The following is a 25,636-nucleotide window of genomic DNA, read 5'->3' on the forward strand; positions in this document are numbered from 1 at the left end:
CGCGCACCACCCGGAAACCCGGACCACCCGAAGGACCGTCCATGGACCTGAGCCTGTTCTATTTCGCGCACGACTCGACCGCGCCGGGGGAGGCCGGCCGGTACGAGCTGCTGATCGAGGGGGCGAAGCTCGCCGACCGGTCGGGGCTCGCCGCCGTATGGACCCCCGAGCGGCACTTCGACCCCTTCGGCGGCGCCTACCCGAACCCGGCCGTGCTCGGCGCCGCCGTGGCGATGTGCACCCAGCGGGTGGGCATCCGGGCCGGCAGCGTCGTCGCCCCGCTGCACCACCCGGCGCGGATCGCCGAGGAGTGGGCGGTGGTCGACAACCTCTCCGGTGGCCGCGCGGGCATCGCCTTCGCCTCCGGCTGGAACACCGTGGACTTCGCGCTGCGCCCGGAGAACCACGCCGACCGCCGCACCCTGGTCCGCGACACCGCCGAGGAGGTCCGCCGGCTGTGGCGCGGCGAGGCCCTCTCCACGACGGACGGACTCGGCCGGCCGGTCGACATCCGCGCCTATCCGCCCACCGTGCAGCCCGAGCTGCCCGTCTGGCTGACCTCGGCGGGCGGCGTCGACACCTTCCGGGCCGCCGCCCGGATGAAGGCCGGCATCCTGACCCACCTGCTCGGCCAGTCCCTGGAGGAGGTCGCAGGAAAGATCGCCGAGTACCGACGGGTCGCCGCCGAGGAGCACGACGGCTGGAGCGGACACGTCGTGCTGATGCTGCACACCCTGCTCGGCGACGACCTGGACCAGGTCCGCGAGCAGGTGCGGGGCCCCTTCACCAACTACCTGAAGAGCTCCGCCAACCTCACCGCCAAGTCGTTCACAGGCCAGGACATGGACCTGTCCGAGCTCAACGCCGACGACATGGACTACCTCGCCGCCCGCGCCTTCGACCGCTACTTCGACACCGGCGGCCTCTTCGGCAGCGTGGAGCGGGCAGCCGAACTGCTGCCGCACGTGGCGGCCCTGGGGGTCGACGAGGTCGGCTGCCTGGTGGACTTCGGTGTGGAGTCCAGGGCCGTACTCGAAGGCATCGAGAAGCTCGGCAAGCTGAACGAGATCATCTCCCGATAGGAGCAGGAGACGTCATGAGCACCACCCTGAGCGAGAACCTCACCTGGGCCCCGCACGAGATCACCGAGGCCGAGGCAGACGGCCGGGACCTCGCAGCGCACCTGACCGCCCTCGGCGCCGAGGGCCTGACCGACCTGCTGACCGAGCACAAGGCGCTCGTCTTCCGCGGCTTCGGGGTCACCCCGGAATCCATCGACCCGGTCCTCGACCGGCTGCTGCCGACCCGGCTGCCGTACGTGCACGGCAACTCGCCGCGCACCCGCGTCAAGGGCAACCTCTACACCTCGACCGAGTACCCGCAGCGCTTCACCATCTCGATGCACAACGAGCTGAACTATGCCCGGCGTTGGCCGGCGCGGCTCGCCTTCTACTGCGAGAAGGCCGCCGAGTCGGGCGGCGCGACCCCGGTCGTGGACGGCGAGCTGTGGCTCGACTCCCTGCGGCCCGAGGTCCGTGAGGCGTTCGCCGGCGGAATCCGCTACGTGCAGAACCTGCACGACGGCTACGGCCTCGGCAAGAGCTGGCAGGACACCTTCGAGACCGACGACCGGGCAGAGGTGGAGCGCTATCTGTCGGCCGCGGAGGCGGAGTGGGAGTGGGGTCCGGACGGCATCCGCATCGTCCAGCACCGCAAGGCCACCACGACGCACCCGGTGACGGGCGTCGAGGTCTGGTTCAACCAGGCCGACCAGTGGCACCCGGCCGGCCTCGGCGACGAGACCTCCAAGGAGCTGTACGACATCCTGTCGCCCGAGGAGTTCCCGCAGTACGTCACGTTCGCGGACGGCAGCCTCATACCCGACGAGTACGTCACGCACATCCGTGACGTCGGCCTGGAACAGGCCGTGGACGTCGACTGGCACGAGGGCGACGTGCTCGTCATCGACAACGTCCTCACGGGCCACGGCCGTCGCCCCTTCGAGGGCACGCGCCGCATCCTGGTCGCCATGTGCGACTGAGCTGCCGCCCGGCACGGCGGACCCCGGCGCGGGAGACCCCCGCGGGGCGGTCCCCGAACGCGAAGACCCCGCCCGCCTCTCACCGGAGGCGGGCGGGGTCTTCGCCGGTGGGCCCGGTTCGGGCGGCCCGTACCGGAGCGCCGCTGTGTCAGGCCCGCAGGTACGCCAGGACCGCGAGCACCCGTCGGTGCCCTTCCGTGGCCACCGGAAGGTCCAGCTTGGTGAAGATGTTGCCGATGTGCTTGTTCACGGCCGCCTCGCTGATGAACAGCTGCTTGGCCAGGTTCGCGTTGGTGCGGCCCTCCGCGATCAGCGAGAGCACCTCGCGCTCCCGGGCGCTGAGCCGCTCCAGCGGGTCCTGGCGCAGCTGGACCAGCTGGTGGATGACCTCGGGGTCCACCACCGTCCCGCCCGCGGCGACCCGCTCGATCGCGGCCGTGAAGTCCGCCACCGCGCTCACCCGCTCCTTGAGCAGATAGCCGACCCCGGCACCGCCGCCCGAGTCCAACAGGCGCAGGGCGTACGAGCGTTCCACGTACTGGCTGAGCACGAGCACGGGCAGCCCGGGAAACTCCTTGCGCAGTTCGACCGACGCCCGCAGCCCGTCGTCGCCGAGCGTCGGCGGCATCCGTACGTCCGTGACGATCAGATCCGGACGGTCGGCGCGGACCGCGTCGAGCAGCGCGTCGGCGTCGCCTACCGCCGCCGCCACCTCGTGCCCGACCCGTTCGAGCAGTCCGATCAGGCCTTCGCGCAACAGAACGGCGTCCTCGGCCACGATCAGGCGAAGCGACACGGAACCTCCACGTGCAACAGGGTGGGACCACCGGACGGACTCGACACCCGCATCCGGCCGTCAAGAGCGGTGACCCGGTCAGCGAGCCCCGTCACGCCGCTGCCCGTGGGGTCGAGGCCGCCCCGGCCATCGTCCTTGATGTCGAGGATCAACAGATCGGAATGGTAGCGACCGTGCACCTCGGCGGTCGCGGCGCCGCTGTGTTTGGCGATGTTCGTCATGGCCTCGTTGATGAGGTAGTACATCGTCGTCTCGAGCTTCCTGGGCAGCCGCTCGGGCAGCTTCAGATCCACCGTCACCGGGATCGGGAACCGGCCCGCGTAGTCCTGGATCGCCGCGACGAGCCCGTGGTCGGCGAGCACCGGCGGGTTCAGGCCCCGGATCAGGGCCCGCAACTCCATGTGCGCCGTGGACAGTTGACGCTCGGCCTGGGTGAGCAGCTCGTCCTGGGACGAGCCCGGCTCGGCGTCCAGACGCATCATGCCCAGCGTCATGCCCAGCGACACCAGGTGCTGCTGGGCTCCGTCGTGGAGGTCCCGCTCGATGCGGATCAGCTCGGCGTCGAAGGAGTCGAGCAGCCGCGACTGCGAGGCGCGCACCTCGCGCAGCTCCTCGCCCAGCTCCCGGTCGCGCGGGGCGAGGAAGGAACGGGCCATGGCGGCGCGCGCCCCCGCCCACGAAGTCACCGTGTACGGCGTGGAGAGCAGCACGAGCACGCCGAACACCGTCCACGGCCAGGTGTCGCCGTCGGTCGAGGCGATGGTCGTGGCCGGCAGTCCGAAGGAGAAGCCGAGCACCAACAGGTCGAGCCACCACAGGGCGACGGCCGACAGCAGAGTGAACATCAGCTCCCGCCACGTCGCCTGCTCCTTGAGCCGGGTGGCGGCCCAGCCGCGCAGCCCCGGGACTTCCGGGGTCCGGTGCGGGTCGCTGACGTGGTCGAGGTCGACCAGGCGCAGCCTGCGGCGTTCCACCGTGGCGACGACGGTCGAGGCGAAGACCAGGCCGACCAGGGGCGCGACCCCGATCAGTACGACCAGGAGGATCAGGCCCGCGGCCAGGCCGAGGGTGAAGACGAGCACCGCCGTGGCGCCGACCAGGACACCACCGCTCAGATACGCCAGGGACCGCCAGGGCCAGCTGGAGGTCAGGAAGCTCAGCGGCCGCTGAGCCATGGCCTGCCAGGCCGTTGTGGGTTGCATACGGCCAACGTACCCATCCGGTCTCTCGTGGATCTCCGGGAAGCCCGGGAGGTAGAGCTACCTCTACCGCAGGAGTAGAGAGCGGGTCAGTGCCCCGACCACCCCCCGTGCAGTGGAATCAGGGCATGACGACGACAAGCCACACCACCCCCACGCAGGACGCGGTCGAGCTCCACGCCGTGCGCAAGGTCCACGGCACCGGCGGACGACAGGTCACCGCCCTGGACGGCGTCTCGCTCTCCTTCCGCCGCGGCACCTTCACCGCGATCATGGGGCCCTCCGGTTCCGGCAAGTCGACCCTGCTGCAGTGCGCGGCCGGTCTCGAGCAGCCCTCCGACGGACAGATCGTCCTGGCCGGTGTGGACATCGGCGCGCAGAACGAGATGCAGCGCACCGAACTGCGCCGCAAGCACGTCGGCTTCGTGTTCCAGGCCTTCAACCTGGTGGAGTCCCTGACGGCGGCGCAGAACGTGGAGCTGCCCTCCCGGTTCGCCGGCCGCAAGGTCAGCCGCGAGCAGGTCGCCACGGCGCTCGCCTCCGTGGGGCTCGCCGACCGCGCCGGGCACCGCCCCAGTGAGATGTCCGGCGGCCAGCAGCAGCGCGTCGCCCTCGCCCGTGCACTCATCACCCGGCCCGACGTCCTCTTCGCGGACGAGCCGACCGGCGCCCTGGACACCGTCACCTCCCGCGAGGTGCTGCGGATGATGCGGATGCTGGTCGACCGGGAGGGCCAGACCACCCTGATGGTCACCCACGACCCGGTCGCCGCGGCCCACGCCGACGTCGTCGTCTTCCTCAAGGACGGCCGGATCGCCGACCGCATCCCCCTCAACCAACAGGCCGGCGCCGACAACGCCGCCGCGATCGCCACGCACATGGCCCGGCTGGAGGCCTGACCGACATGCTGATCCTCGCGAACGTACGTGAACGCTGGTCGGGTTTCCTCGGTGCCTTCGTCGCCGTCCTGGTCGGCGTGGCCCTGATCACCACCACCCTGGTCATCTACGACTCGGCCCGCGCCAAGGTCCAGCCCCGCTACGAGGGCACCGCGGCCCTCGCCCTGCCGAAGCAGGCCGTCGACGCCGACGGCAGCCCCGAGGACCGGATGCCGTGGAGCAGGTCCGAGGCGGAGCCGCTCGTCTCCGGCCTTGCGAAGGTCCCCGGCGTCGCCCACGCCGTGGTCGACCGCTCCTTCTACGCCCAGGCCGTCAAGGGCGGCAAGCCCGTCACCGACGAGGGTGCCGAGGAGGCCGGGCACGGCTTCGCCAGTGCGCGGATGGCGCCGTACCGGCTGGTCTCGGGCCATGCTCCCGCCGCCGCGGACGAGGTCGTGGTCGACCGTGACCTCGGCGCCGCCGTGGGCAGCGAACTGACCGTCAACATCACCAAGGGCCGCGAGCAGTTCCGGGTCGTCGGCACGGTGGACGGCCCCGGCTACTACTTCAGCGAGAAGTTCGCGGCCGGGCAGCAGCCGGGCGTGAGCAACATCGCCCTGATCCCCGCCAAGGGCGCCGACACCGCGGCGATCGCCTCCGGTGCGAAGAAGATCATCGGCGACAACGGCAGCGTGGTCTCCGGCGACGGCCGCTCCGAACTGCAGCCCGAGTACATCGAGCACAAGCGTTTCCTGGGCGTCCAGCTGATCAGCGCCATGGCCCTCCTGGGCCTGTTCACCACGGTGTTCGTGGTCGCCTCCATGCTGGTCCTGTCCACCGGGATGCGCCGCCGGGAGATCGGCCTGCTGCGCACCATCGGCGCCTCGCCCAAGCAGATCCGCCGCATGATCCTCGGCGAGGCCGCCGTGGTCGGGCTCGCGGGTTCGATCGCCGGCTGCCTGGCGGGCGTGGCCGCCACGCCGATGCTGCTCTCCCTCCTCAAGGGCCTGGACGTGACGCCGCCCGACATGGAGATCACCGTCGCCGCATGGCCGCTGCTCACGGGCTCCCTGGTCGGGATCGGGGTCAGCGTCATCGGTGCCTGGAGCGCGGGCCGCAAGGCCGCCAAGGTCGCCCCCATCGAGGCGCTGCTCGACAGCCGCTCGGCCAACAAGGGCATGGGGCGCGGTCGTTGGATCGCCGGTCTGTCCGTCCTCGGCCTGGGTGTTGTGCTCGCCATCGGGACCGCCACGTCGACCGCCGACAACCGCATCAACATGGCGATCTTCGCCACGATGACGCTGATCGTCGCGGCGGCCCTGCTCACCCCGGCGTTCGTCGGTCCGGTCGGCCGGTTCCTGACCGCGCCGTTCCAGCGCGGCGGCAAGGCCGCTCCGGTCCTCATCCGGGCCGAGCTGGTCGCCAACCCGCGCCGCGCCGCCTCGCTGGTGGCCCCGGTGATCGCCGCCGTCGGCTTCGCGGTCCTGCTCAGCGGCATGGTGTCGACCATGCGGGTCGCCTACCCGGCCGGTGAGGCGCTGAAGGTCGCGGGCCAGACGATCGTCACGCCGGACGGCACCCCCGGCAACACCGACGAGGTCGTCGCCGACAACCCCGTGGGCAAGGCCGCCCTGCCGACCCGCGCCTTCGTCGAGACGAAGCACGGCAAGAACGCTGAGAACGCTGAGAACGCCGAGAACAGCGAGAACGCCGGGAAGCCCACCGTCCTGGACGTCCTGGGCAGCCGGGACGCGAAGTGGGACAAGCCGGGCGAGACGGTCCTCGGCGAGAAGATGGCCGGCGACCTGGGTCTGAAGCAGGGCCAGGAGGTCCCGGTCCGGTTCGCGGACGGCGCCACGGTCACCCTGCGTGTCTCCCAGGTGCTGCCCGACGACCCGGCCCGCGGTGACTTCGTGGTCGCCCGCGACCTGGTCCGCGCCCACGACCCGGCCGCGCTCACCGACGACATCTTCGTCCCGGGCGGCGCCAAGGCCTCTGCCGCGGCCCCCGGAGTCGCTCTGCACGACGCCGCCCAGTACGCGCTGGCCGACTACAACACCGACGCCAAGCTCACCGAGTCCCTCGCCATGATGCTGATCGTGATCGCCGTCGGCTACAGCGTGATCGCCGTCGCCAACTCCATGGCCATGGCGGCGCACGGCAGGCGCCGCGACTTCGGGGTGATGAAGTCCGCCGGTGGCACCGTCCGCCAGCTGCTGTTCACCTCGGCGGGCGAGACGGCCCTGGTCATCGTCATCGGCGCGGCCCTGGGTGTGCTGGTGACGCTGCCCCCGCTGGCCGGCATGGCGGCCGGTCTCTCCGAGGCCACCTCCTCGGACGTCGGCCTGCACCTGAACTCGGGCGTCGTGGTCCTCGCGATCATCGGCACCCTGGTGGCGGCGCTGCTCGCCGGAGTCGCGGTCACGTCGAAGACGCTGAAGCGGCAGGCGGTCTGAGGCGGCCGCGGACCACGCGAGGACCAGCACGGCACCACCGAGAGGATCAGCACCGCACCACGAAGCGGCGGCCCCGGAGCAACTCCGGGGCCGCCGCTTCGGCATGTCCCACGACACCTGTCACGTCCTCCCTGACGGCTCTCCCGACGCCCCGCGCGACCACCGCCTCCGCACGCGCTTATAGAGGCCGGATAGCGCCGGTGGTTGTGCTGGTGGGCGCAAGCGCGACGAGAGGCGAAGACAGTGACCATTGAGGACCTGCACACGCGATCACGGTGGCTCAGGACGTTCCGCCGGGTGACGCGGCCCAGGTGCCGCCTCGTGTGTGCCCCGCATGCCGGCGGCACCGCACAGGCCTACCGCACCTGGCCTGCGGGTCTGCCGGCCGACGTCGAGGTGCACGGCGTGCAGTACCCCGGCCGGCAGGACCGGCTCGGCGAGCCCCCGCCGGCCACCATGGACGACCTGGTCGGCCCGGTCGCCGACTCCCTCGAACCCTTCCTCGGCGAACCACTGGCCCTGTTCGGCCACAGCATGGGCGCGGTCGTCGCCTACGAGGTCACCCTCGAACTCGAACGCCGACACGGACAGGTCGTGGACCTGCTCGCCGTCTCCGGTTCGCGTGCCCCGCATGAGCGAGAGAACCACGACCGGCACATCCTGGACGACGCGGGCCTCATCGAGGAACTGCGCCGGCTCAACGACGACTTCACCGATCTGCTCGACTCCCCGGAGATCCTGGAGCTGGTCCTGCCCTCCATCCGCGCCGACTTCGGCGTGGTGGCCGGATACCTCCGCACCCCGCCGGTCCCGGTGCGCGCACCCGTGCTGGTGCTCGGCGGCAGTGACGACCCGGACGTCTCGCCCGAGCAGCTGACCCACTGGCGGGCCGTCGCGGGGAACGCCTTCGGCACCCGTGTCCTGCCCGGCGGCCACTTCTACCTCGATGACGAGCAGCCGGTGCTCGACCAGATCGCTCCCTGGCTCCCCGGCCGCCGTTCCTGACCCACACGCCCGGTGCCGAGCGCGCCGCGGCGACCCCACGACACAGGAGTACGCGCAGCATGGCTGACCTGTCCGGTGCCTCGAACGTCGTCGAGATCCTCACCGAGCACGCACGCACCCGCGGCGACTTCAGCGCCGTCGCGATCGTGCCCGACCCCTCCGACCCCGCCACCACCCAATGGGTGACCTACGACCAGCTCGACCGCGCCGCCCGCGGCTGCGCCGTGGACCTGCTGAGCAGTTGCCGCCCCGGCGACCGTGCCCTGCTCCTGCTGCCGAACTCCGCCGAGTTCGTCGTCGCCGTCCTCGGCTGCTTCTACGCCGGCCTTGTGCCGGTGCCCTCCTCGATGCCGGGCCGCTACAAGCAGGACCGGCGCCGGGTGCGCGCGATCGCACGCGACGCGGGGATCGGGGCGGTGCTCACCGGGCCCGACGAACTGGACGACGTGCTCACCTGGGCCGCGGCGGAGGACCTCGACGTCCCGGTACTGATCCCGGACGTCGACCCGGAGCCGCTTGCCGAGTCCTTCGTCCCGCACGCGGCCGCCCCGCACGACCTGGCGCTGCTCCAGTACACCTCGGGCTCCACCAGCGACCCCAAGGGCGCCCGGGTCACCCATCGCAACCTGCTGCTCAACGCCCTCGCGATCGACACCTACCTGCCGGTGCGCGAGGGCCAGCGCTACGGCGGCTGGATCCCCAATTACCACGACATGGGCCTGATGGGGCACATCCTGACCCCGCTCCTGGCCGGCCGCGGCATCGCCCTGATGACCCCGGCGGCCTTCCTGCGCCGCCCGCGCGCCTGGCTGGAACTCGTCGACCACTTCGACATCGGCCTGTCCGCCGCCCCCAACTTCGCCTACGAGCTGTGCCTGACCCGCGTCCCAGAGGACTCCATAGCCGGTCTCGACCTGTCCCGCTGGACCCGGACCATCAGCGGCTCGGAGCCCGTCAAGGCAAGCGTCCTGCAGGAGTTCGCGGAGCGCTTCGCGCCCGCCGGACTGCGCCCGGACCAGCTCACGCCCTGCTACGGCATGGCGGAGACCACTCTGATGATCTCGACGACGTCGGGCCGTGTGCCGCGCGTGTTCAGCGCCGACACCGGCTCGCTCGAAGCCGGCCACGTGGTGCCGTCGGCCGACGGCACCGGCCGGACGCTGGTCAGCTGCGGCGAGCCCCGTCACCTGGAGGCCCGCATCGTCGACCCGGCCACCGGCGAAGCCCTGCCGGAGGGCTCGGTCGGCGAGATCTGGCTGCGCGGGGAGCTCGTGGTGAACGGCTACTGGCGCAACCCTGAGGCCACCGAGGCCACGTTCGGCAACCGCGTGGCGAACGACCGGGACGACGCCGGGGCATGGCTGCGCACCGGCGACCTCGGTGCCCTGGTGGACGGCGAGATCTACGTCACCGGCCGGATCAAGGAAATGATGATCGTCCGGGGCCGGAACATCTACCCGCACGACATCGAGCACGAACTGCGCCGTCAGCACGAGGAGTTGCGCGACACCGTCGGCTCGGTCGTCTCCGTCGCGGCCGGCGCCGACGACACCGAGGGCCGCCTCGTCGTCATCCACGAGGTCCGGCGCCGCTCCCCGGAGGAGGAACTGGCCCGCCTTGCGGCGAGCATGCGCCTGACCGTGGCCCGCGAGTTCGGCCTGCGCGCCGACGCCGTGCTCCTGATGCGCCGCGGCGCGGTCCGGCGCACCACCAGCGGCAAGGTCCAGCGCGGCGCCATGCGCAGCCTGTACGCCAACGGCGAGCTTGAGCCGCTGTGGGCCGACGGCTACCCGGCGGCGCAGGCCGTCGCCCTCGCGGTGGGGGAGCACGCATGACCGCGCCCCCCAGACTTCCGCAGGCCCCTGCGCGGGACGCCACGGCGGACGTGCGCCCCACCGCCGCAGGCCTGCGGAAGTCTCTGGCCGACTGGTCCCGGGCGGGCGGGCCCTTCGATCCCGCGCTGCTCGCCGCGCACGAGGAGACGGAGAGCTTCCCGACCGAGGCGTGCGCCGCGCTCGACGCCTGGGGGCTCCCGGAGTTCTACGTTCCGGCGCGCTACGGCGGGCGCCAGGAACGCCTGGAGGAGTTCATCGCGCTGCTGCGCCGGATCGCGGCCCGCGATCTCACCGTGGCTGTGGCCCACGGCAAGACCTTCCTCGGTGGCGTCTGCGTGTGGGCCGCCGACGAGGAAGGCCCCGCCCATCTGCTGGCCCGTCAGGTCCTCGCGGGCGAACCGGTGGCGTGGGGGCTGACCGAACCGGGCGGCGGCAGCGACCTGCTCGCCGGTTCGCTCACCGCCACCCGGCACGGCTCCGGCTGGCGCCTGAACGGCCGGAAGTGGCCGGTGAACAACGCCACCCGGGGCAACCTGATGTGCGTCCTCGCGCGCACCGAACCGGGCGGCGGGGCCCGGGGATTCACCGTCTTCCTGCTCGACAAGCGCGCCACTGCGGCCGGCACCGTCCGCGCGCTGCCCAAGATGCCCACCCACGGCATCCGCGGAGCCGACATCAGCGGCCTGGAGTTCGACGATGCCCGGCTGCCCGCCCATGCCGTGGTCGGCGCGGTGGGCAGCGGCATCGAACTGGTCCTCAAATCCCTGCAGTTGACCCGCATCGTGTGCGTGTCGCTCTCCCTGGGGGCGGGTGACCACGCCCTGGGGCTGCTGCGCCGCTTCCTCGGCGAACGACGCCTGTACGGCCGCGGCCTGGCCGACCTGCCGCACGCCCGTGACGTCGCCGGGCGGGCGCTGGCCCGGCAGTTCCTCGCCGAGGTCGTGGCCCACACGGCCGCCCGGGCCGCCCACCGGATCCCGGAGCAGCTGAGCGTGGTCTCCGCCGTCACCAAGGCGTTCGTCCCGAGCCTGATCCAGGGCCAACTCCGGCTGATCGGCGACCTGCTGGGTGCCCGTGGCTTCTTCACGGACGTCGAGGGATACGGCGGCTTCGCCAAGCTGGAGCGGGACCACCAGGTCGTCCCCCTCTTCGACGGCAGCACGTGGGTCAACCGGGCCGGACTCGCCGCCGTACTGCCCCTGCTGCGTCCGGGACGGCGGCCCGCCCCGGACGACGCCGGGTCCCCGGCGCGCTGGCTGCGCGAGGATCATCCCCTCGATCCGCTCGACGCGGACCGCCTGCGCCTGCTGGCCCCGCGCGACGATGTGCTCGGCGCACTGCCCGCCCTGGTGGCCGAACTGGCCGCCGACGAGGGCGAGTCGCCGACGGTCGGCCTCGCCCGCGCGCTGCTCGCCGCGAGCGAGCGGCTGAGCGCCGACATCGGCGCGCTGCGTCCCGCCGCGGGCGCGCCGAGCACCGCCGCCATGCGGCTCGCCGAGCGCTACGAGTGGTGTTTCGCGGGTGCCGCCGCGCTCGCCCTGTACCGCGCACGGCCCCGGCTGCGCGACGGGGTGTGGGGCGGCGGCCTGTGGCTGCGCGGCTGTCTGGCCCTGAGCCTCGAAGCCCTGGACGCCGCTCCGGCCGACGCGGCGCCGGTGTTCGTCGAGCTCGGCACACTCCTGGCCGCCGTGCCGGACGCCCCGGCGACGCTGCTCGGCACCGACGAAGAGGACGCCTCGGCGTCCCTGCCCGACGCTCCCGCGACGGACATCCCACGCGCCGGCGAGGTGGAGGCCGCATGATCGACATCGGTTCCCGTACCGACCATCTGGAGAAGCTCCTGGGTGACCCCTGGGACGCCCGCAACCCGGCCGGCTTCGCGGCGGCCGTGGCCGCCGACGAACGCGAGGAGACCGCCGCCGCGGCCGAGTCCGCCCTGGACGACTTCGGCGTGCACGCCGAGTTCGTCCCGACCGCGCTCGGCGGCCGCCTCGAACGCGTCGACCACATGGTCGAGCTGATGCGCTCGGTGTACCGGCGCGACCCGGCCCTCGGGCTGGGCCGGGCCGGTCAGCTCCTGGCCACCGTCAACGTGTGGACCGCCGGTTCGCCCGAGCAGCACCGCGCCGCGGCCGACCTGCTGCTCGACAACCGCAGGATCGCCTGCGCCTTCCACGAGCTCGCCCACGGCAACGACATCGCGGCCAACGCCTTCGCAGCCCGCCGCGCCGACGGCGGGCTGCGGCTGAGCGGACGCAAGGAGTCCATCGCCAACCTGGACCGGGCCGACGCCCTGGTCGTCCTGGCCCGTACCGGCGAGAAGGACGGTCCGCGCTCGCGGTCACAGCTGTTCCTCACCGCCGACCGGCTGGACCCGGCGCGGGTACGGCAGCTGCCGCGGTTCCGCTCCGTCGGCATGCGCGGCGTACGCCTCGGCGGCATGGAGGTGGACGGCCTGCACGTGCCCGGCAGCGTGGTGCTCGGCGCCGAGGGTACCGGCATCGAAACGGCCGCCCGCGCCTTCCAGGTGACCCGGATGGCCATGCCGGCGATGACCACCGCCCTGCTCGACACGGCCCTTCGTGTCACCTTGCACCACACGCGGCGGCGCATGCTCTACGGCCGGCAGGCGGCGGTCATTCCCGTCGTGCGGTCGGCCCTGGCCGAGACCTTCGCCGACCTTCTGGTCTGCGAGGCGCTGTCGCGGGCGGCGACTCGCGCCCTGCAGCTGTGCCCCGAGTCCGGCAGCGTGCACGCGCCCGCGGTGAAGTACCTGGTCGCGGGGATCCTCACGGACGCAGTGGAGCGCCTTTCCACCGTGATGGGTTCGGAGTTCTACCGGCGCGACGGCGAGCACGCCGTGTTCCAGAAACTCGCCAGGGACGTCAAGCCGGTCGCCTTCGGCCACATCGCCAGGGCGGCCTGCCTGTCCGCCCTGCTGCCCCAGCTGCCGGGGCTCCTCGGCCGCTGCTCGCGCGATCCGGCCCCGGCCCCGGACGCCCTGTTCGGCGCGGAGGCCGAACTGCCCGCACTCGACCTGACCGCCCTGCGGCTGGTTTCGGGCGGCCGGGACTGTCTGGCGGCCTCCCTCGGCACCGTGCTCGACGAGGAACTGCCCGCCACCGTACGTCCGCTCGCCGAGGACCACGTGCGCGCCTTCGCCGCGCTCACGGAGGCCGGCACGTCCCTGCGGCCGCGGCAACTGGCCATCGACGCCGAGGTGCCCGTACGCCGGCTCGCGGCGCGCTACACCGTGGCGCTCGCCGCCGCCGCGTGCCTGGGCGTCCAACGGACGGCAGTGGACGCCGACTTCCTCGCCCGGCCCGAGTGGCTGGTGGCCGCGCTGACCCGGCTGTCCGCCGTGGACCGGCCCTCGGGCGCGCAGCTGCCTGCGGAGGTCGAGGACGCGCTGATCGTGGAGCTGACGGACCGGGACGACCGCCACCTGTCCTTCGGGCTCGACGCACGGTCGTACGCGTGAGCCGGCCGCCCGGCCACCGTGCCCGGCCACGGTCCCACCGCCCCGAACTGTCGCTGTACGGAAGCGAGTTCCCCGGCGGCGACGCCCCGCCCCCACACACACCGTTTCGGCACCGCGGCCGAGCGGCCACCCGCAGCGCGACTCCGAGGAGACCCTGATGACCACGTTCGCCTTCGACCCCACCACCCCCTCCCAGCTCCAGAGCTGGCTCACCGACCGCGTCGCGGAGTACCTGCCGGACGTCACGGAGCCCGTCGACCCGCACCGTCAGCTCGGCGAGTACGGGCTCGACTCCATCGCCGTGGTGGCCTTCGCCGCCGACGTGGAGGAGCAGCTCGGGACAGTCGTCGACCCCACCGCGATATGGGACTACCCGACCATCGCCCAGCTCGCCGAGTTCCTGGCGGCCGAGCTGGGCGGGGCGACCGGTGCGGCCGAACGGCCGCAGGCCGCCTGACGGACCGGGCCCTCGGGCAGCCCTCCCTCCCGGGGGCCCGGTCACACGCGAGGGGGCCGCGGTGGATCTCCCACCGCGGCCCCCTTCGCGTCCCGTGGATTCAGGCCGCGTCACCGGCCATCGCGCGGACCAGGCTGAGCGGACGCATGTCGGTCCAGTTCTCCTCCACGTACGCGAGACAGGCCGCGCGCGTGTCCTCGCCGTGCGCCTTCCGCCAGCCTTCGGGGAGCTCGGCGAATGCCGGCCACAGCGAATGCTGGCCCTCGTCGTTCACGAGTACGAAGTACGACGCCTCGTCGTTCTCGAACGGATTGGCCACGGTGCCACCTCATAAAGCGCGTGCGGAAATGGGGTCGGCATGATCCTGGGGCCCGGATCTACAACTTTCCTACGGCACCTGCAGTTCCCATTTTCCTGGCCACAAACTGCCACCGGGCAAAAGAAGGAGAGGCGACAGGCAGTCAAATGCCCGGACCGGACCGATCCGGATATCCGGTGGATGAGGTTCCACATTCCGCTGACAGTAGTGGTGAACAGGGTGGAGAGCTCTGCACGGGGGAGATCGGGCGCTGTCAGTTCACTGCCAACGCAACAGGCTGACAGGCCGATTACTGGAGATGAACGGATCGCCGAGGCAAGAATCATCTCGTGCCGAGGCGACGTCCCGAATCGGGTGCGAACGCCGGGTGCAAACGGAAAGTGCAGACGTTCGGCTCGCCCCACAAAGAGGAGTTCATCAATGAGGTCCGCGGCATTCCAGAAGGTCTCCGTCGTCGCCGTCGCCGTGATCGCGCTCGCGCTCGGACCCGTCACCGTCGGTGGCGCCTTCGCCGGGGAGGGGGAGCCCGGCTGGCAGACCCCGTCGTCGAAGGCCGGCGAGACCATCTCCGAACTCCCCGGCGACCCGGGCCTGCAGGAGGTGCCGGGAGAGCCCGGCTGGCAGCGAATCGCAAACTCCACCCGTTGATCCTCCATTGCTCCTGACGGCCCGTTCTCCCGCTCCAAGAAGTCCGTTCCGGCGAAACTCGCCTGTCTGGAAGGCGTGTTACTCTGCCGCCGTCGCGACAGGCCTGGATTAGGACTTTCGTTCAACGGGGTGGGGGGACGGGGTGCTTGAGCCCATCGGTTTGAGTGCGGTGGCAACAGAGGTCTACAGAGCTTCTTTACTGGGCTCGGGGGGATCGGTCGAAGAATTGGCCACATTGGTCGGCCGACCTGGGGAGATGGTGAGGGGAGCGCTGGACGAGTGCGTTCGCCTGGGCCTGATCCGGCCTTCCTGGGAGAATCCGGGCCGGGTGCGCGCGGTCAGTCCCGACGTCGCCCTCCAGGCCCTCCTCGCCCGGCAGGAGTCGGATCTGCTCACCCGGCAGCGTCAGATAGCCGAGACGCGGGTGGAAGTGGCCCGGCTGACCGAGGAGTTCGCGGCGCAGCGCAGCCGCAGCGAGCGCAACGAGGTCGAGCAGTTGCAGGGCCTCGACCGGATTCGCGACCGCATACAGGAGCTGAGCGCCGACTGCACCCGCAGTCTCGTGGCCTTCGCCCCCGGCGGGCACCAGACCTCGGACAACCGCGAGGCGAGCCGTCCCCTGACGGAGGCGCTGCGGGACCGGGGTGTCGGTATGCGAACCATCTACCTGGACAGCATCTACAACGACCCCGCGACGGTGGCCCACGCGCGCTGGCTGGTCGGCCTTGGCAACGATGTCCGCACCGTGGCCTCGCTGCCCGCCCGCATGATTATTTTCGATGGGGAGGCGGCCGTCGTACCCATGGATCCGGACAACAGCGCCGAGGGTGCGCTGCTCTTCCGGGGCCGGGGGACACTGGCCATCCTGTCCGAGCTCTTCCGCATGGTGTGGGAGCGGGCAGCGCCCGTCACCACCGCCCGCAAGCAGCGCACCAGCACCGACGCCCGAGGCCTGACGGGCCAGGAGAGAGCCGTCCTGCAGCTGCTCAGCGAAGGCCTCACCGACGAAGGAGTGGCGCGCAAGCTCGGGGTGTCGGTGCGCACCGGCCGCCGGATCACCGCGGAGCTGATGGCCAGGCTCGGCGCGAGGAGCCGCTTCCAGGCGGGCTTGCGAGCGGTCCATCTCGGCTGGCTCGGTGAGCACCCGGACGCGGACGGGACGCCCGGGGACGGCCTCGCCGACCTGCTCGACCTGTCACCGCCCGAGGTCGCGGACACCTCCGCGGACAGCCGGATGGCCGACTGCTGAACCTGCGGCGCCGCCGCCCGCCCGGGCCGAGCACATCCGGACACGGCGGCCGGGCATGCTCGCCCCGCGCCGGGCGCTCAGGCGGCCGCGGGGCCGGGCACGGTGTGCGGACCGAGGAACCCTCCCCGGTAGTACAGCAGCGGGCCGGCGTCCTCGGCGTTCTCCGGTGTGTGGAGGTCCACCACCCGGCCCACCACGATCCGGTGGTCCCCGGCGGGGATCACGGTCTCGACCCGGCAGTCCACCCAGGCCAGACCGCCGGCGATCCGCGGTGACCCCGTGCCGTCGGCCGGACTCCAGGCCACACCGGCGAACTTGTCCGCCCCGGACCGGCCGAACCCGCGGCACAGATCGCCCTGATCGGCCCCCAGCACCGTCGCGCAGAAGGCCCCCGCCTGTTCGATCCGGGGGCCGGTCGTGGACGTCTCGGCCACCGCGTAGGACACCAGCGGCGGATCGAGGGAGAGCGAGGCGAATGACTGGCAGGCGAAGCCGACCGGTCTGCCGTCGTGCACGGCGGAGACGATCGTCACGCCCGTACAGAAGCGGCTGAGCACATCACGGAAGCGGCTCCGGTCGAAACGGAGGGCGGTGGCGGTCGAGTTCACGCGAACCTCACAGAGCAGGGGGGCGGCGGGCGCCGCGCCGCGGGGCGTACACCGGGTGCTCACGGTCCCCGCGTCGCCTACACCGGGTCTACACGCGACAGTTCGGCCCGGCCGCACTGCCTGTGGCATCCTCGACGCCTGAGCGCGGCCACCCGCTGCCGTGCCACCCGGCCACCCCGTCTCTCCGGGCGGGGCCTGCCCGCCCCGCAGCCGCCGTCCCAGCTGTGCCCGCGCCATAGGAATGCCGTAGGTGGGCGCCCTTTGATGAGCGACGTGTTTGTAGGCCGTCGGCACACCGTCCTGTCCCCCCACCGGCCTTCCTGGTGAGATGTCGGAGAAAGGCCGTGTGGTGAGGTTGGAGAACTGGACGCCGCTGGAGATCGACCCGGTGGGCATCGGCGGCCCCGAAGAACTGGTGCAACGTCTGTCGGAGTTGGGGCCGCGGGAGCTCACCGGGCTGCTCGCCGAGGAGAAGGCCCTGGTCTTCAGGGGGTTCGACGTCACGGCCGAATCCCTCTCCGCCGTACTCGCCCAGCTGCTCCCGAACAGGTCGGGACAGGACGCGGGAGCGTGTGGCCGCACCGTCGACGCCGTCTTCCGCACAGAGACCGGCCGGCCGGAGACCACCGTCTGGCCCTACCACAAGATGAGCGCCGCCCACGCCTGGCCCACACGCCTCGCCATGTACTGCGACACCGCACCGCTCACCGGCGGCGAAAGCATGGTGGTCGACGCCGAGGGCTGGCTCGCCGCTCTCGACCCCGCGTTGCGGGAACGTCTGCTTCCCGGAGTGCGCTACGTCCGCTACTTCCACGACGGTTCCGGAATCGGCGAGAGCTGGCAGGGCGCCTTCGGCACCGACCGCCGCGAACAGGTCGAGCTGTTCCTCGACGGGACCGGTGACGAGTGGGTCTGGAAGGCGGACGGTGGGATCCAGGTCTCGCGGGTCCTGCCCGCCACCGTCAGACATCCGATCACCGGATCCGAAGTGTGGTTCAACCAGATCCACCGCTGGCACCCGGCCGGCTCGGGCCCCCGCGAGGTGCTGTGGCGGATGCTGCCCGAGGAGCAACTGCCCTGGAACGCCACCTTCGCGGACGGATCCGCCATCCCCGGACACACGGTGACCGAGATCTGCGGCCGCGGTATCGCCACGGCCGTCGACATCCCCTGGAACCGCGGTGATCTGATGCTGCTCGACAACGTGTCCCTCGCCCACGGCCGCCGTCCCTTCACCGGGGCGCGCCGCATCTGCGTCGCCATGTCGAACTGATGGCCCTTAGGCCGCACGGCCCCAACCCCCCTGCCAGGAGCCTGTTCATGCACGGAGCTTCGTACCGGACCCTGCGCGAGACCGATGCCGTCCATGTCTGGCAGGGCAAGGTGTCCGATCAGCTCGACCCCGCGGCTCTCGCGCTGCTCTCGCCCGACGAGCGCGCGATCGCGGCCCGCCGCGCCGCGCCGATCGGCACGCGCTACGCGAAGGTGCACGCCGAGGTACGGCGCATTCTCGCGGGCTATCTCGACGCCGACCCCCGCGAACTGCGGGTGGGCCGCTGGCCCTGCCCGCGCTGCCCGGATCCGGCGCACGGCAGGCCCCGACTCGTGGTGCCCGGCACGGGACTCGACTTCAACCTGTCGCGCTCCGGGCCGCACTGGCTGCTCGCCGTGTCCGCGCAGCGGCCCGTGGGAGTCGACCTGGAGACCGCGCGACCCGCCGGTGACCTCTGGACGACCTCGTCCGCCGTCATGTCACCGTCCGAACTGCGGTACCTGAAGAGCCTGCCCGACGAAGCGGCGCGCACCGCCACCTACTACCGTGCCTGGACCCGCAAGGAAGCCGTGGTCAAGGCGAGCGGAGTGGGCGTGGTGGCGGACCTGCGGTCCGTGGACGTACGCCCCCACGAGCCCGCGCCCGTGTCCGTGCGGCACACCGAGACCCGCGGACCACAGGTGTGGCTGGTACGCGATCTGCCGCTCGGCTCCGACCGGTTCGGCGCCCTGGCCACGGAACCCGACACCCGCGGCCCGGTCCTCCTGGTCGATCCGGCCGGGCCCGCCACCGCCGTGGTGCCCGTACCGGACAGTGGCCCGGCGCCGCGTACCTGACACGCCCGCACGCCGGGCCCCACGCACCTCAGGCCGCGGACTGCTCGACCTCCAGGACAGAGCGGCTCGTCTCCGCGAACAGTCGCACCAGACTGTTGAGCCGGTACACCGGCTCGTCGGGCTCGTCGGAGAAGCCGAGCAGCCCTTGATCGACCAGAGACTCCAGCGTCACCTCCAGGGGTGCCGCCCCGAGACCGAGTGACCGGGCCGCCGAGCGCACGGAGAACACCTCCCCGTCGAGCCGCGGCAGTAGCAGGAGCAGCCTGCGCTGTTCGTGGTCCAGACGGCCGAGCGACGCCTCCAGGCTGCGCGGCACGGACAGGCCACGCACCTCCAACTCCCGCAGACGGCTGCCCGGATCCGCGAGACGGTCCGCGAAACGACGCAGCGAGGAACTCGGCCGGGCCGCGAGCCGTGTCGCCACGACCCGCACGGCCAGTGGCAGTCCCGCGCAGTACTGGGCGATGTCCCTCGCGGGCTGCGGCTCCGCGGCGATGCGCGCCGGATCCACGGACGCCGTCAGCATCTGCAGACTCTCCTGCGCACTGAGCGGCCCCAGAACACGGGTGTGCAGGCCGCCGATCGGTCCGAGCAGCGTCTGACTGGTGATCAGTACCGCCGGTTCGGGCGCCCCGGGCAGCAGCGGTGAGAGTTGCAGCTCGCTGACCGCGTTGTCCAGGAGGATGAGGATCCGACGCCCCGCGGTCCGGGTCCGGTACATCCTGACCAGCTCGTCGAGATCCGACTCGCCGGCGCCCATCGGCTCCCCGAGAGAGCGCAGCATCCCGACCAGGAGATCGCGCGGATCGATCGGCAGGCCGTCCGGGTGGCTCAGATTCACGTACAACTGACCGTCGGGGAAGGCATCCAGAGACTCGTTGGCCGACCGCACGGCCAGAGCGGTCTTGCCGATGCCCGGCATGCCCGTCACCAGGAACCGGCGGGTGTGCCACGAGCGTCCCTCGGCCGGCGGGAGCAGCCGACGCAGTGCCGCCAACTCGGCCTCGCGACCGGTGAATTCCGGTATGTCCGCGGGGAGCGTACTGGGCGGCGCCGTGCGCACCACCGCGCCCCGGACCGGAAGGGCAACCGCCGGGCCTCCGGTCAGCACGGCCTGGTACACGGCAGTCAGCTCGGCACCGGGGTCGACCCCCAGCTCGTCCGCCAGCACTCGGCGACCCGTGTGGTACGCGGTGAGCGCATCGGCCTGCCGCCCGCACTGGTAGAGGGCCTTCATGAGCTGCGCCCGCATCCGCTCCCGCACCGGGAACTCGGCGACCAGGGAGGTGAGTTCGGGAACCAGCCCGCGATGCCGGCCGAGTTCCAGATCCGCTTCGATCCGGTGCTCCAGTGCCACCGCCCGGGTCTCCTCCAGGCGAGGAAGCTCGGAATCGGCCAGGAACTCGGTGACGTTCGACAGGGCCGGCCCCCGCCACAGCTCCAGCGCGTCGCGCAGAAGCGCACCGGCCCGCTCCACGTCGCCCGCCTCCTGCGCCTCGGTACCGAGCCGGCTGAGTCGTTCGAACTCCAGGAAGTCGATCCGGGCGTGGCCGACGTCGAGCGCGTAACCCGGCAACTGGCGCACGATCCGCACGTCGTCGCCCAGCCGCATCCGCAACCGCGAGATGTAGGTGTAGATCTGCGCGCTCACGGTGACGGGCGGGCTCCACCCCCACAGCAGCCGGCTCAGCTGCGCGTCGGAGACGACCCGCCCCTTGGCCAGCAGCAGAGCCGCGAGCACTGTCTTGACCTTGCTTCCCGACAGAACGATGGCTTCGCCGTCTCTTCGGACTTCCACCGGACCCAGAATTCGGAACTCCATGGCACCCCCTGGTTGGACGCATTTCCGCCAACCAGTCTGTGAGGGCCTTGGCTTGTTTGGGGGGTCTCGGCCCTGTCAGGAGGCTGCACTGACAGCTCCTTGCGAGCAGTGCGCCGTGTGCAGCCGACACCGTGATGCGTTGGACAGGTCGAGCCCGGAGTACGCGTGGGGGCCGCGGCGGCGACTGCCACCACGGCCCCCACGGGCAGCCGGATCAGGACACCGAGCCGGCCATCGCCCGCACCAGGCTGAGCGGCCGCATGTCGATCCAGTTCTGCTCCACGTACTCCAGGCAGGCAGCGCGCGTGTCCTCGCCGTGCACGGTCAGCCACCCGGCCGGGACCTCCGCGAACGCCGGCCACAGGGAGTGCTGCCCCTCGTCGTTGACGAGCACGTAATAGGACGCTTCATCGTTCTCGAAAGGATTCGCCATGGTTCCACCTCATTCGCGTCGACAACTGTGATCCGTACGATCCTCCGCGCCCGCCCTATACGAATCCTGCGCCCACCGGTATAGGCCGCGGGACGGCCCCCGGGACGACTACCGGGCCAGGGGCTCCCACCAGGCACGGTTGTCCCGGTACCACCGCACGGTCTCGGCGAGCCCCTCACGGAAGTCCTTGCGGGGCGCGTAACCGAGTTCTCGGCGGATCTTGGTGCAGTCCACCGAGTACCGGAGGTCGTGGCCCTTACGGTCGGCGACGTGTTCGACGCTGCCCTCCCAGTCGGCGCCACAGGCGTCGAGGAGCAGGCCGGTGAGCTCCTTGTTGGACAGTTCGGTGCCGCCGCCGATGTTGTAGACCTCACCGGCCCGGCCCTTGGTGCGGACGAGTTCGATGCCCTGGACGTGGTCGTCGATGTGCAGCCAGTCGCGCACGTTGCCGCCGTCGCCGTACAGCGGGACCTTCCTGCCGTCCAGCAGGTTCGTCACGAACAGCGGGATGAGCTTCTCGGGATAGTGATGGTGCCCGTAGTTGTTGGAGCAGCGGGTGACCCGGACGTCCAGGCCGTGGGTGCGGTGGTAGGCCAGGACGAGCAGGTCGCTGGAGGCCTTGGCGGCGGAGTAGGGCGAGTTGGGGGCGAGCGGGTCGGTCTCCGGCCAGGAACCAACGTCGATCGAGCCGTAGACCTCGTCCGTGGAGACGTGCACGAACCTGCGGCCGCCTGCCTGGTGGGCCGCCTCCAGCAGGGTGTGTGTACCGAGCACGTTGGTCCGCACGAACGCGGAGCCGTCCTCGATCGAGCGGTCGACGTGCGACTCGGCCGCGAAGTGCACCACCTCGTCGTGCTCGGCCATGAGCTTGGCGACGAGGTCGGCGTCGCAGATGTCGCCCTCGACGAAGGCGAAGTCGGGATGGGCGCGGACCTCGTCGAGGTTCGCCGGATTACCGGCGTACGTGAGCAGATCGAGGACGGTGACCGAGACGTCACCCGGCCCCTCGGGCCCGAGCAGGGTGCGCACGTAGTGAGAACCGATGAAGCCGGCGCCGCCGGTGACGAGAATTCTGCTGCTCATGACGAGATCTGCACCTTGCTGTGATCACCGAGCACGAGCCGGTGGGCGGAAGGGACGCGGGGGGCCGGTGTCACCTCGACGTCGCGGCCGATGAGGGAGGCCTCGACGCGACGGACACCACGGACCGAGGAACCGCGCAGGACGATGGAGTACTCGATCTCGCTCTGCTCTATACGGCAGTTGGCGGACACCGACGTGTAGGGACCGATGTAGGCGTCGCGCACCACCGTGTCCTCACCGATCACCACAGGACCGACGATCCGGCTGCCGATGACCTCGGCGCCCTCCTCGATCACGACCCGCCCGATGAGTTCGGACCGGTCGTCGACCCGACCGTGCACCGCCGGTTCGAGAGTGTCGAGGACCGAGCGGTTCACCTCAAGCATGTCGGCCGTGTTCCCGGTGTCCTTCCAGTAGCCGGTGATCGCGGTGGACCGTACCGGGCTGCCCTGATCGATGAGCCACTGGATCGCGTCGGTGATCTCCAACTCCCCTCGCCAGGAGGGCTCGATGGAGCGCACCGCCTCGTGGATCGCCGGGGTGAAGAGATAGATCCCGACCAGAGCCAGATCGCTCTTGGGCCGGATCGGCTTCTCCTCCAGACCTACGACCTGGCCGTGGTCGTCGAGCTCCGCGACCCCGAAGGCGGACGGGTCGAGGACCCGGGTGAGCAGGATCTGCGCGTCGGGCCGCTCGGCGCGGAACGCGTCGACGAGATTCCTGATGCCACCGACGACGAAGTTGTCACCGAGATACATCACGAAGTCGTCGTCACCGAGGAACTCCTCGGCGATGCTCACCGCGTGGGCGAGCCCGAGCGGGGATGCCTGCGGAATGTAGGTGACCTTCAGGCCGAACTGACCGCCGTCACCGACCGCTTCGCGGATCTCCTCGGCCGTGTCGCCGACGATGATCCCCACCTCGATGATGTCGGCCTCGGCGATCGCCTCCAGGCCGTAGAAGAGCACCGGCTTGTTGGCCACCGGCACCAACTGCTTGGCCGAGGTGTGCGTGATCGGACGCAGCCGGGTACCCGAGCCGCCGGCCAGGACCAAAGCTTTCATCGGGGGTCTCCGTACGTTGCTGTCGAGTCGCTCAGGGTCGGTGCATCGGTTCAGGGGCAGGGGCGGTGTCAGGCGCCGACCGTCCGGATGAGCCGGCGCACGATCACGTGCCGGCCGGCGTCGTGGCGGCGCAGGAACTCCCGGAGCCGTTCGGCGTGCGGGTCGCTGCTGCACTGGAGGGGATGGACGACCGCGAAGCCGCCTTCCTCTGCCACGTAGGAGAGTTCGCGCAGCATGGGCACGGCGGGGTCGGTGACGAACTTCTCCAGGCCGGCCAGGGCCTCGTCGGCGCTCATGCCGTGCGGCGTCACCAGCTCACCGGCGTCGGCGATCGCCCGGTAGAAGCGGAGCATCTCGTCCGCGAAGCACGCGCGCAGCTCGTCCTGCACCGCGGGTGTCCCGACGGCTTCGGTGAGCTTGGTGCAGGCCGCCTCGTCGGGGAGGGTGCCCAGGACGAGGCGGTGGCTGACGGTCATGGTCCGGCGGCGCGAGGTGTCGCGCAGCAGCATCCGGACGGTGCGGTCCAACACCGTGGTGAAGCGCTCTCCGGCGTCGGCGAGCCGCAGCCACAGGTCCCAGTCCTCCATTCCGGTGTGGTCGGTGGTCCAGCCGCCGACGCTCTCGGGGAGCCCGCGCACGTGGCCGACGCGCGACGGCTCGTACAGCGGCCACAGGAGCTGCAGCTTCGGGTGCCACAGGCCGTTGAGCGGGTGCGATCGGTACTCCTCCTCGCCCTGCTCGTTCATGCCGATGCTCGCCGTCGCCACAAGGCGCGCCCCGGCGTCGAACTCGCGCTGCAGCACGGCCAGATGGTCGGGCAGCCACTCGTCGTCGTAGTCGAGGTAGGCGATGGCCGGTGCCGTGGAGGCGGCCAGGCCGATGTTGCGGGGGCCTCCGGGATGGCCGTGCCGCTCCGTGCGGATCAGCTGGACGCGCTCGTCCTCGTAGGAGAGCACCACGTCGTCGGTGTCGTCGGTGCAGCCGTCGGACACCACGATCAGGCGCCAGTCCTCGAAGGTCTGGGCGAGCACACTGTCGATGGTCGTGCGGATGGCCTCGGACCGGTTCCAGGCCGGACAGATCACATCTATCGCTGCCGTGCTCAAGGGCTTCCTCGCAGACTCCTCAAGACGGCCGTCGTGCCGTCCTGGGTACCTTCGGAGTTCTGCCTACACGGTGCCTATACGCACGGTGCCCATACGCACGGCGCCGACCGACCGATCGGGCACGGTGGCGCGGTCAGGCGAAGACGACGGTGCGGTGCCCGTTGGGCAGGACACGGCGCGCACTGTGCCACTGAACGGCCCGGGCCAGCGCCTGGGCCTCCACGTCGCGGCCGATGGCCACCAGCTGCTCCGGAGTGACGGCGTGGCTGACGCGGCGGACCTCCTGCTCGATGATCGGCCCCTCGTCGAGGTCACCGGTCACGTAGTGCGCGGTGGCGCCGATCAGCTTCACCCCGCGGGCGTGCGCCTGGTGGTAGGGCTTGGCGCCCTTGAAGCTCGGCAGGAAGGAGTGGTGGATGTTGATGATCCGGTCACTGAGCTGCTTGCAGAAGTGGTCGGAGAGGATCTGCATGTAGCGGGCGAGCACGACCAGTTCGACCTGCTCCGCCTCGACCAGGTCGAGCACCTGCTGCTCCGCGACGGCCTTGGTGTCCTTCGTCACGGGGATGTGATGGAAGGGGACTCCGTACGTGGCGACGAGATCGCCCAGGTCCGGGTGGTTGGAGACGACGGCGGCGATCTCCACCGGCAGCGCCCCGGTGCGTGAGCGGAACAGCAGGTCGTTGAGGCAGTGCCCGAACTTGCTGACCATCAGCACGATCCGCATGCGGTCGTTGGCCCGGTGGATCTGCCAGTCCATCCGGAACGAGTCACCGATGGCACCGAAGCTGGCCCGCAGCTTCTCGACGGATACGGGCGCCTCGGCACTGAAGGCGACCCGCATGAAGAACCGCTCCGTGTCGTGATCGCTGAACTGCTGGCTGTCCTCGATGTTGCATCCCGTCATGAACAGGTAGCTGGACACGGCGTGCACGATGCCCTGCTTGTCGAGGCAGGAGAGCGTGAGGACGTACTGCTCGGCGGGCATGGGCGTCTCCGATGCGTGGGGTCCGTCGCGTGATGAGCCGAGGCCACCCAAGCCGCGGT

The 25,636-nt window shown here is 71.2% G+C and carries 23 protein-coding genes; 13 read left to right on the forward strand and 10 right to left on the reverse strand.

Annotation, left to right across the window (positions count from 1 at the left end):
- The first annotated feature begins 41 nt into the window (after positions 1-41).
- Both OG746_RS16435 and OG746_RS16440 read left to right on the forward strand, forming a co-directional pair.
- Positions 42-1,082, forward strand: coding sequence for a MupA/Atu3671 family FMN-dependent luciferase-like monooxygenase (locus tag OG746_RS16435; protein WP_266715352.1), 1,041 nt, complete (start codon positions 42-44; stop codon positions 1,080-1,082).
- Between the two features lie 14 nt (positions 1,083-1,096).
- A complete protein-coding gene (locus tag OG746_RS16440; protein WP_266715353.1) occupies positions 1,097-2,041 on the forward strand; it encodes a TauD/TfdA family dioxygenase in 945 nt (314 codons plus the stop codon).
- A gap of 148 nt (positions 2,042-2,189) precedes the next feature.
- On the opposite strand, the gene OG746_RS16445 is transcribed toward OG746_RS16440, so the two are convergent.
- On the reverse strand, positions 2,190-2,837 hold the full coding sequence (locus OG746_RS16445; RefSeq protein WP_266715354.1) for a response regulator: 648 nt from the start codon (positions 2,835-2,837) through the stop codon (positions 2,190-2,192).
- Positions 2,822-4,039: a sensor histidine kinase gene (locus OG746_RS16450; RefSeq protein WP_266715355.1), complete on the reverse strand. Its 1,218-nt coding sequence runs from the start codon at positions 4,037-4,039 to the stop codon at positions 2,822-2,824. Before OG746_RS16450 ends, OG746_RS16445 begins: the two co-directional genes overlap by 16 nt.
- A 125-nt stretch (positions 4,040-4,164) precedes the next feature.
- Between OG746_RS16450 and OG746_RS16455 the strand changes: the two genes are divergently transcribed.
- The 7 genes from OG746_RS16455 (at position 4,165) to OG746_RS16485 (ending at position 14,148) form a co-directional block, all read left to right on the forward strand.
- On the forward strand, positions 4,165-4,935 hold the full coding sequence (locus tag OG746_RS16455) for an ABC transporter ATP-binding protein (RefSeq protein ID WP_266715356.1): 771 nt from the start codon (positions 4,165-4,167) through the stop codon (positions 4,933-4,935).
- 5 nt (positions 4,936-4,940) lie between these two features.
- Positions 4,941-7,370 (forward strand): ABC transporter permease, encoded by a 2,430-nt coding sequence (locus OG746_RS16460; RefSeq protein ID WP_266715357.1) that lies wholly within the window; start codon positions 4,941-4,943, stop codon positions 7,368-7,370.
- A gap of 321 nt (positions 7,371-7,691) precedes the next feature.
- Positions 7,692-8,375 (forward strand): thioesterase II family protein, encoded by a 684-nt coding sequence (locus OG746_RS16465; RefSeq protein WP_266715358.1) that lies wholly within the window; start codon positions 7,692-7,694, stop codon positions 8,373-8,375.
- Between the two features lie 59 nt (positions 8,376-8,434).
- Positions 8,435-10,210, forward strand: coding sequence for a fatty acyl-AMP ligase (locus OG746_RS16470; protein WP_266715359.1), 1,776 nt, complete (start codon positions 8,435-8,437; stop codon positions 10,208-10,210).
- Positions 10,207-12,012, forward strand: a complete 1,806-nt coding sequence (locus tag OG746_RS16475) for an acyl-CoA dehydrogenase family protein (RefSeq protein ID WP_266715360.1) — start codon at positions 10,207-10,209, stop codon at positions 12,010-12,012. Before OG746_RS16470 ends, OG746_RS16475 begins: the two co-directional genes overlap by 4 nt.
- Positions 12,009-13,691 (forward strand): acyl-CoA dehydrogenase family protein, encoded by a 1,683-nt coding sequence (locus tag OG746_RS16480; protein WP_266715361.1) that lies wholly within the window; start codon positions 12,009-12,011, stop codon positions 13,689-13,691. The genes OG746_RS16475 and OG746_RS16480 overlap by 4 nt, the downstream gene beginning before the upstream one ends.
- 157 nt (positions 13,692-13,848) lie before the next feature.
- Complete coding sequence (locus tag OG746_RS16485; protein WP_266715362.1) at positions 13,849-14,148, forward strand: acyl carrier protein; 300 nt, start codon at positions 13,849-13,851, stop codon at positions 14,146-14,148.
- Between the two features lie 100 nt (positions 14,149-14,248).
- On the opposite strand, the gene OG746_RS16490 is transcribed toward OG746_RS16485, so the two are convergent.
- Positions 14,249-14,467: an MbtH family protein gene (locus OG746_RS16490; protein ID WP_266715363.1), complete on the reverse strand. Its 219-nt coding sequence runs from the start codon at positions 14,465-14,467 to the stop codon at positions 14,249-14,251.
- A 420-nt stretch (positions 14,468-14,887) separates the two neighbouring features.
- Here OG746_RS16490 and OG746_RS16495 point away from each other — a divergent pair, with 420 nt between their 5' ends.
- On the forward strand, positions 14,888-15,115 hold the full coding sequence (locus tag OG746_RS16495; RefSeq protein ID WP_266715364.1) for a hypothetical protein: 228 nt from the start codon (positions 14,888-14,890) through the stop codon (positions 15,113-15,115).
- Positions 15,116-15,443: 328 nt separating this feature from the next.
- Positions 15,444-16,364, forward strand: coding sequence for a LuxR C-terminal-related transcriptional regulator (locus tag OG746_RS16500; protein ID WP_266715365.1), 921 nt, complete (start codon positions 15,444-15,446; stop codon positions 16,362-16,364).
- Between the two features lie 77 nt (positions 16,365-16,441).
- Here the strand turns inward: OG746_RS16500 and OG746_RS16505 are convergent, their stop codons facing one another.
- A complete protein-coding gene (locus OG746_RS16505; protein ID WP_266715366.1) occupies positions 16,442-16,972 on the reverse strand; it encodes a flavin reductase family protein in 531 nt (176 codons plus the stop codon).
- 346 nt (positions 16,973-17,318) lie between these two features.
- Here OG746_RS16505 and OG746_RS16510 point away from each other — a divergent pair, with 346 nt between their 5' ends.
- A complete protein-coding gene (locus OG746_RS16510; RefSeq protein ID WP_266715367.1) occupies positions 17,319-18,245 on the forward strand; it encodes a TauD/TfdA family dioxygenase in 927 nt (308 codons plus the stop codon).
- A gap of 47 nt (positions 18,246-18,292) precedes the next feature.
- Positions 18,293-19,081, forward strand: a complete 789-nt coding sequence (locus tag OG746_RS16515) for a 4'-phosphopantetheinyl transferase family protein (RefSeq protein WP_266715368.1) — start codon at positions 18,293-18,295, stop codon at positions 19,079-19,081.
- 28 nt (positions 19,082-19,109) lie between these two features.
- Here the strand turns inward: OG746_RS16515 and OG746_RS16520 are convergent, their stop codons facing one another.
- The 6 genes from OG746_RS16520 to purU all read right to left on the reverse strand — a co-directional run bounded on the left by OG746_RS16520 (position 19,110) and on the right by purU (position 25,577).
- The gene (locus tag OG746_RS16520; protein ID WP_266715369.1) at positions 19,110-20,879 is read right to left on the reverse strand and encodes an AfsR/SARP family transcriptional regulator; all 1,770 of its coding nucleotides are present in this window, start codon (positions 20,877-20,879) and stop codon (positions 19,110-19,112) included.
- A 238-nt stretch (positions 20,880-21,117) separates the two neighbouring features.
- A complete protein-coding gene (locus OG746_RS16525) occupies positions 21,118-21,336 on the reverse strand; it encodes an MbtH family protein (RefSeq protein ID WP_266715370.1) in 219 nt (72 codons plus the stop codon).
- Between the two features lie 108 nt (positions 21,337-21,444).
- On the reverse strand, positions 21,445-22,419 hold the full coding sequence (gene rfbB, locus OG746_RS16530; RefSeq protein ID WP_266715371.1) for a dTDP-glucose 4,6-dehydratase: 975 nt from the start codon (positions 22,417-22,419) through the stop codon (positions 21,445-21,447).
- Complete coding sequence (locus OG746_RS16535; RefSeq protein ID WP_266715372.1) at positions 22,416-23,483, reverse strand: glucose-1-phosphate thymidylyltransferase; 1,068 nt, start codon at positions 23,481-23,483, stop codon at positions 22,416-22,418. Before OG746_RS16535 ends, rfbB begins: the two co-directional genes overlap by 4 nt.
- A 68-nt stretch (positions 23,484-23,551) precedes the next feature.
- The gene (locus tag OG746_RS16540; protein WP_266715373.1) at positions 23,552-24,589 is read right to left on the reverse strand and encodes a glycosyltransferase family 2 protein; all 1,038 of its coding nucleotides are present in this window, start codon (positions 24,587-24,589) and stop codon (positions 23,552-23,554) included.
- Between the two features lie 133 nt (positions 24,590-24,722).
- Positions 24,723-25,577: a formyltetrahydrofolate deformylase gene (gene purU, locus OG746_RS16545; protein ID WP_266715374.1), complete on the reverse strand. Its 855-nt coding sequence runs from the start codon at positions 25,575-25,577 to the stop codon at positions 24,723-24,725.
- Between the last annotated feature and the right edge of the window lie 59 nt (positions 25,578-25,636).

It is taken from the genome of Streptomyces sp. NBC_01016 (assembly GCF_026341035.1).
Classification (GTDB): domain Bacteria; phylum Actinomycetota; class Actinomycetes; order Streptomycetales; family Streptomycetaceae; genus Streptomyces.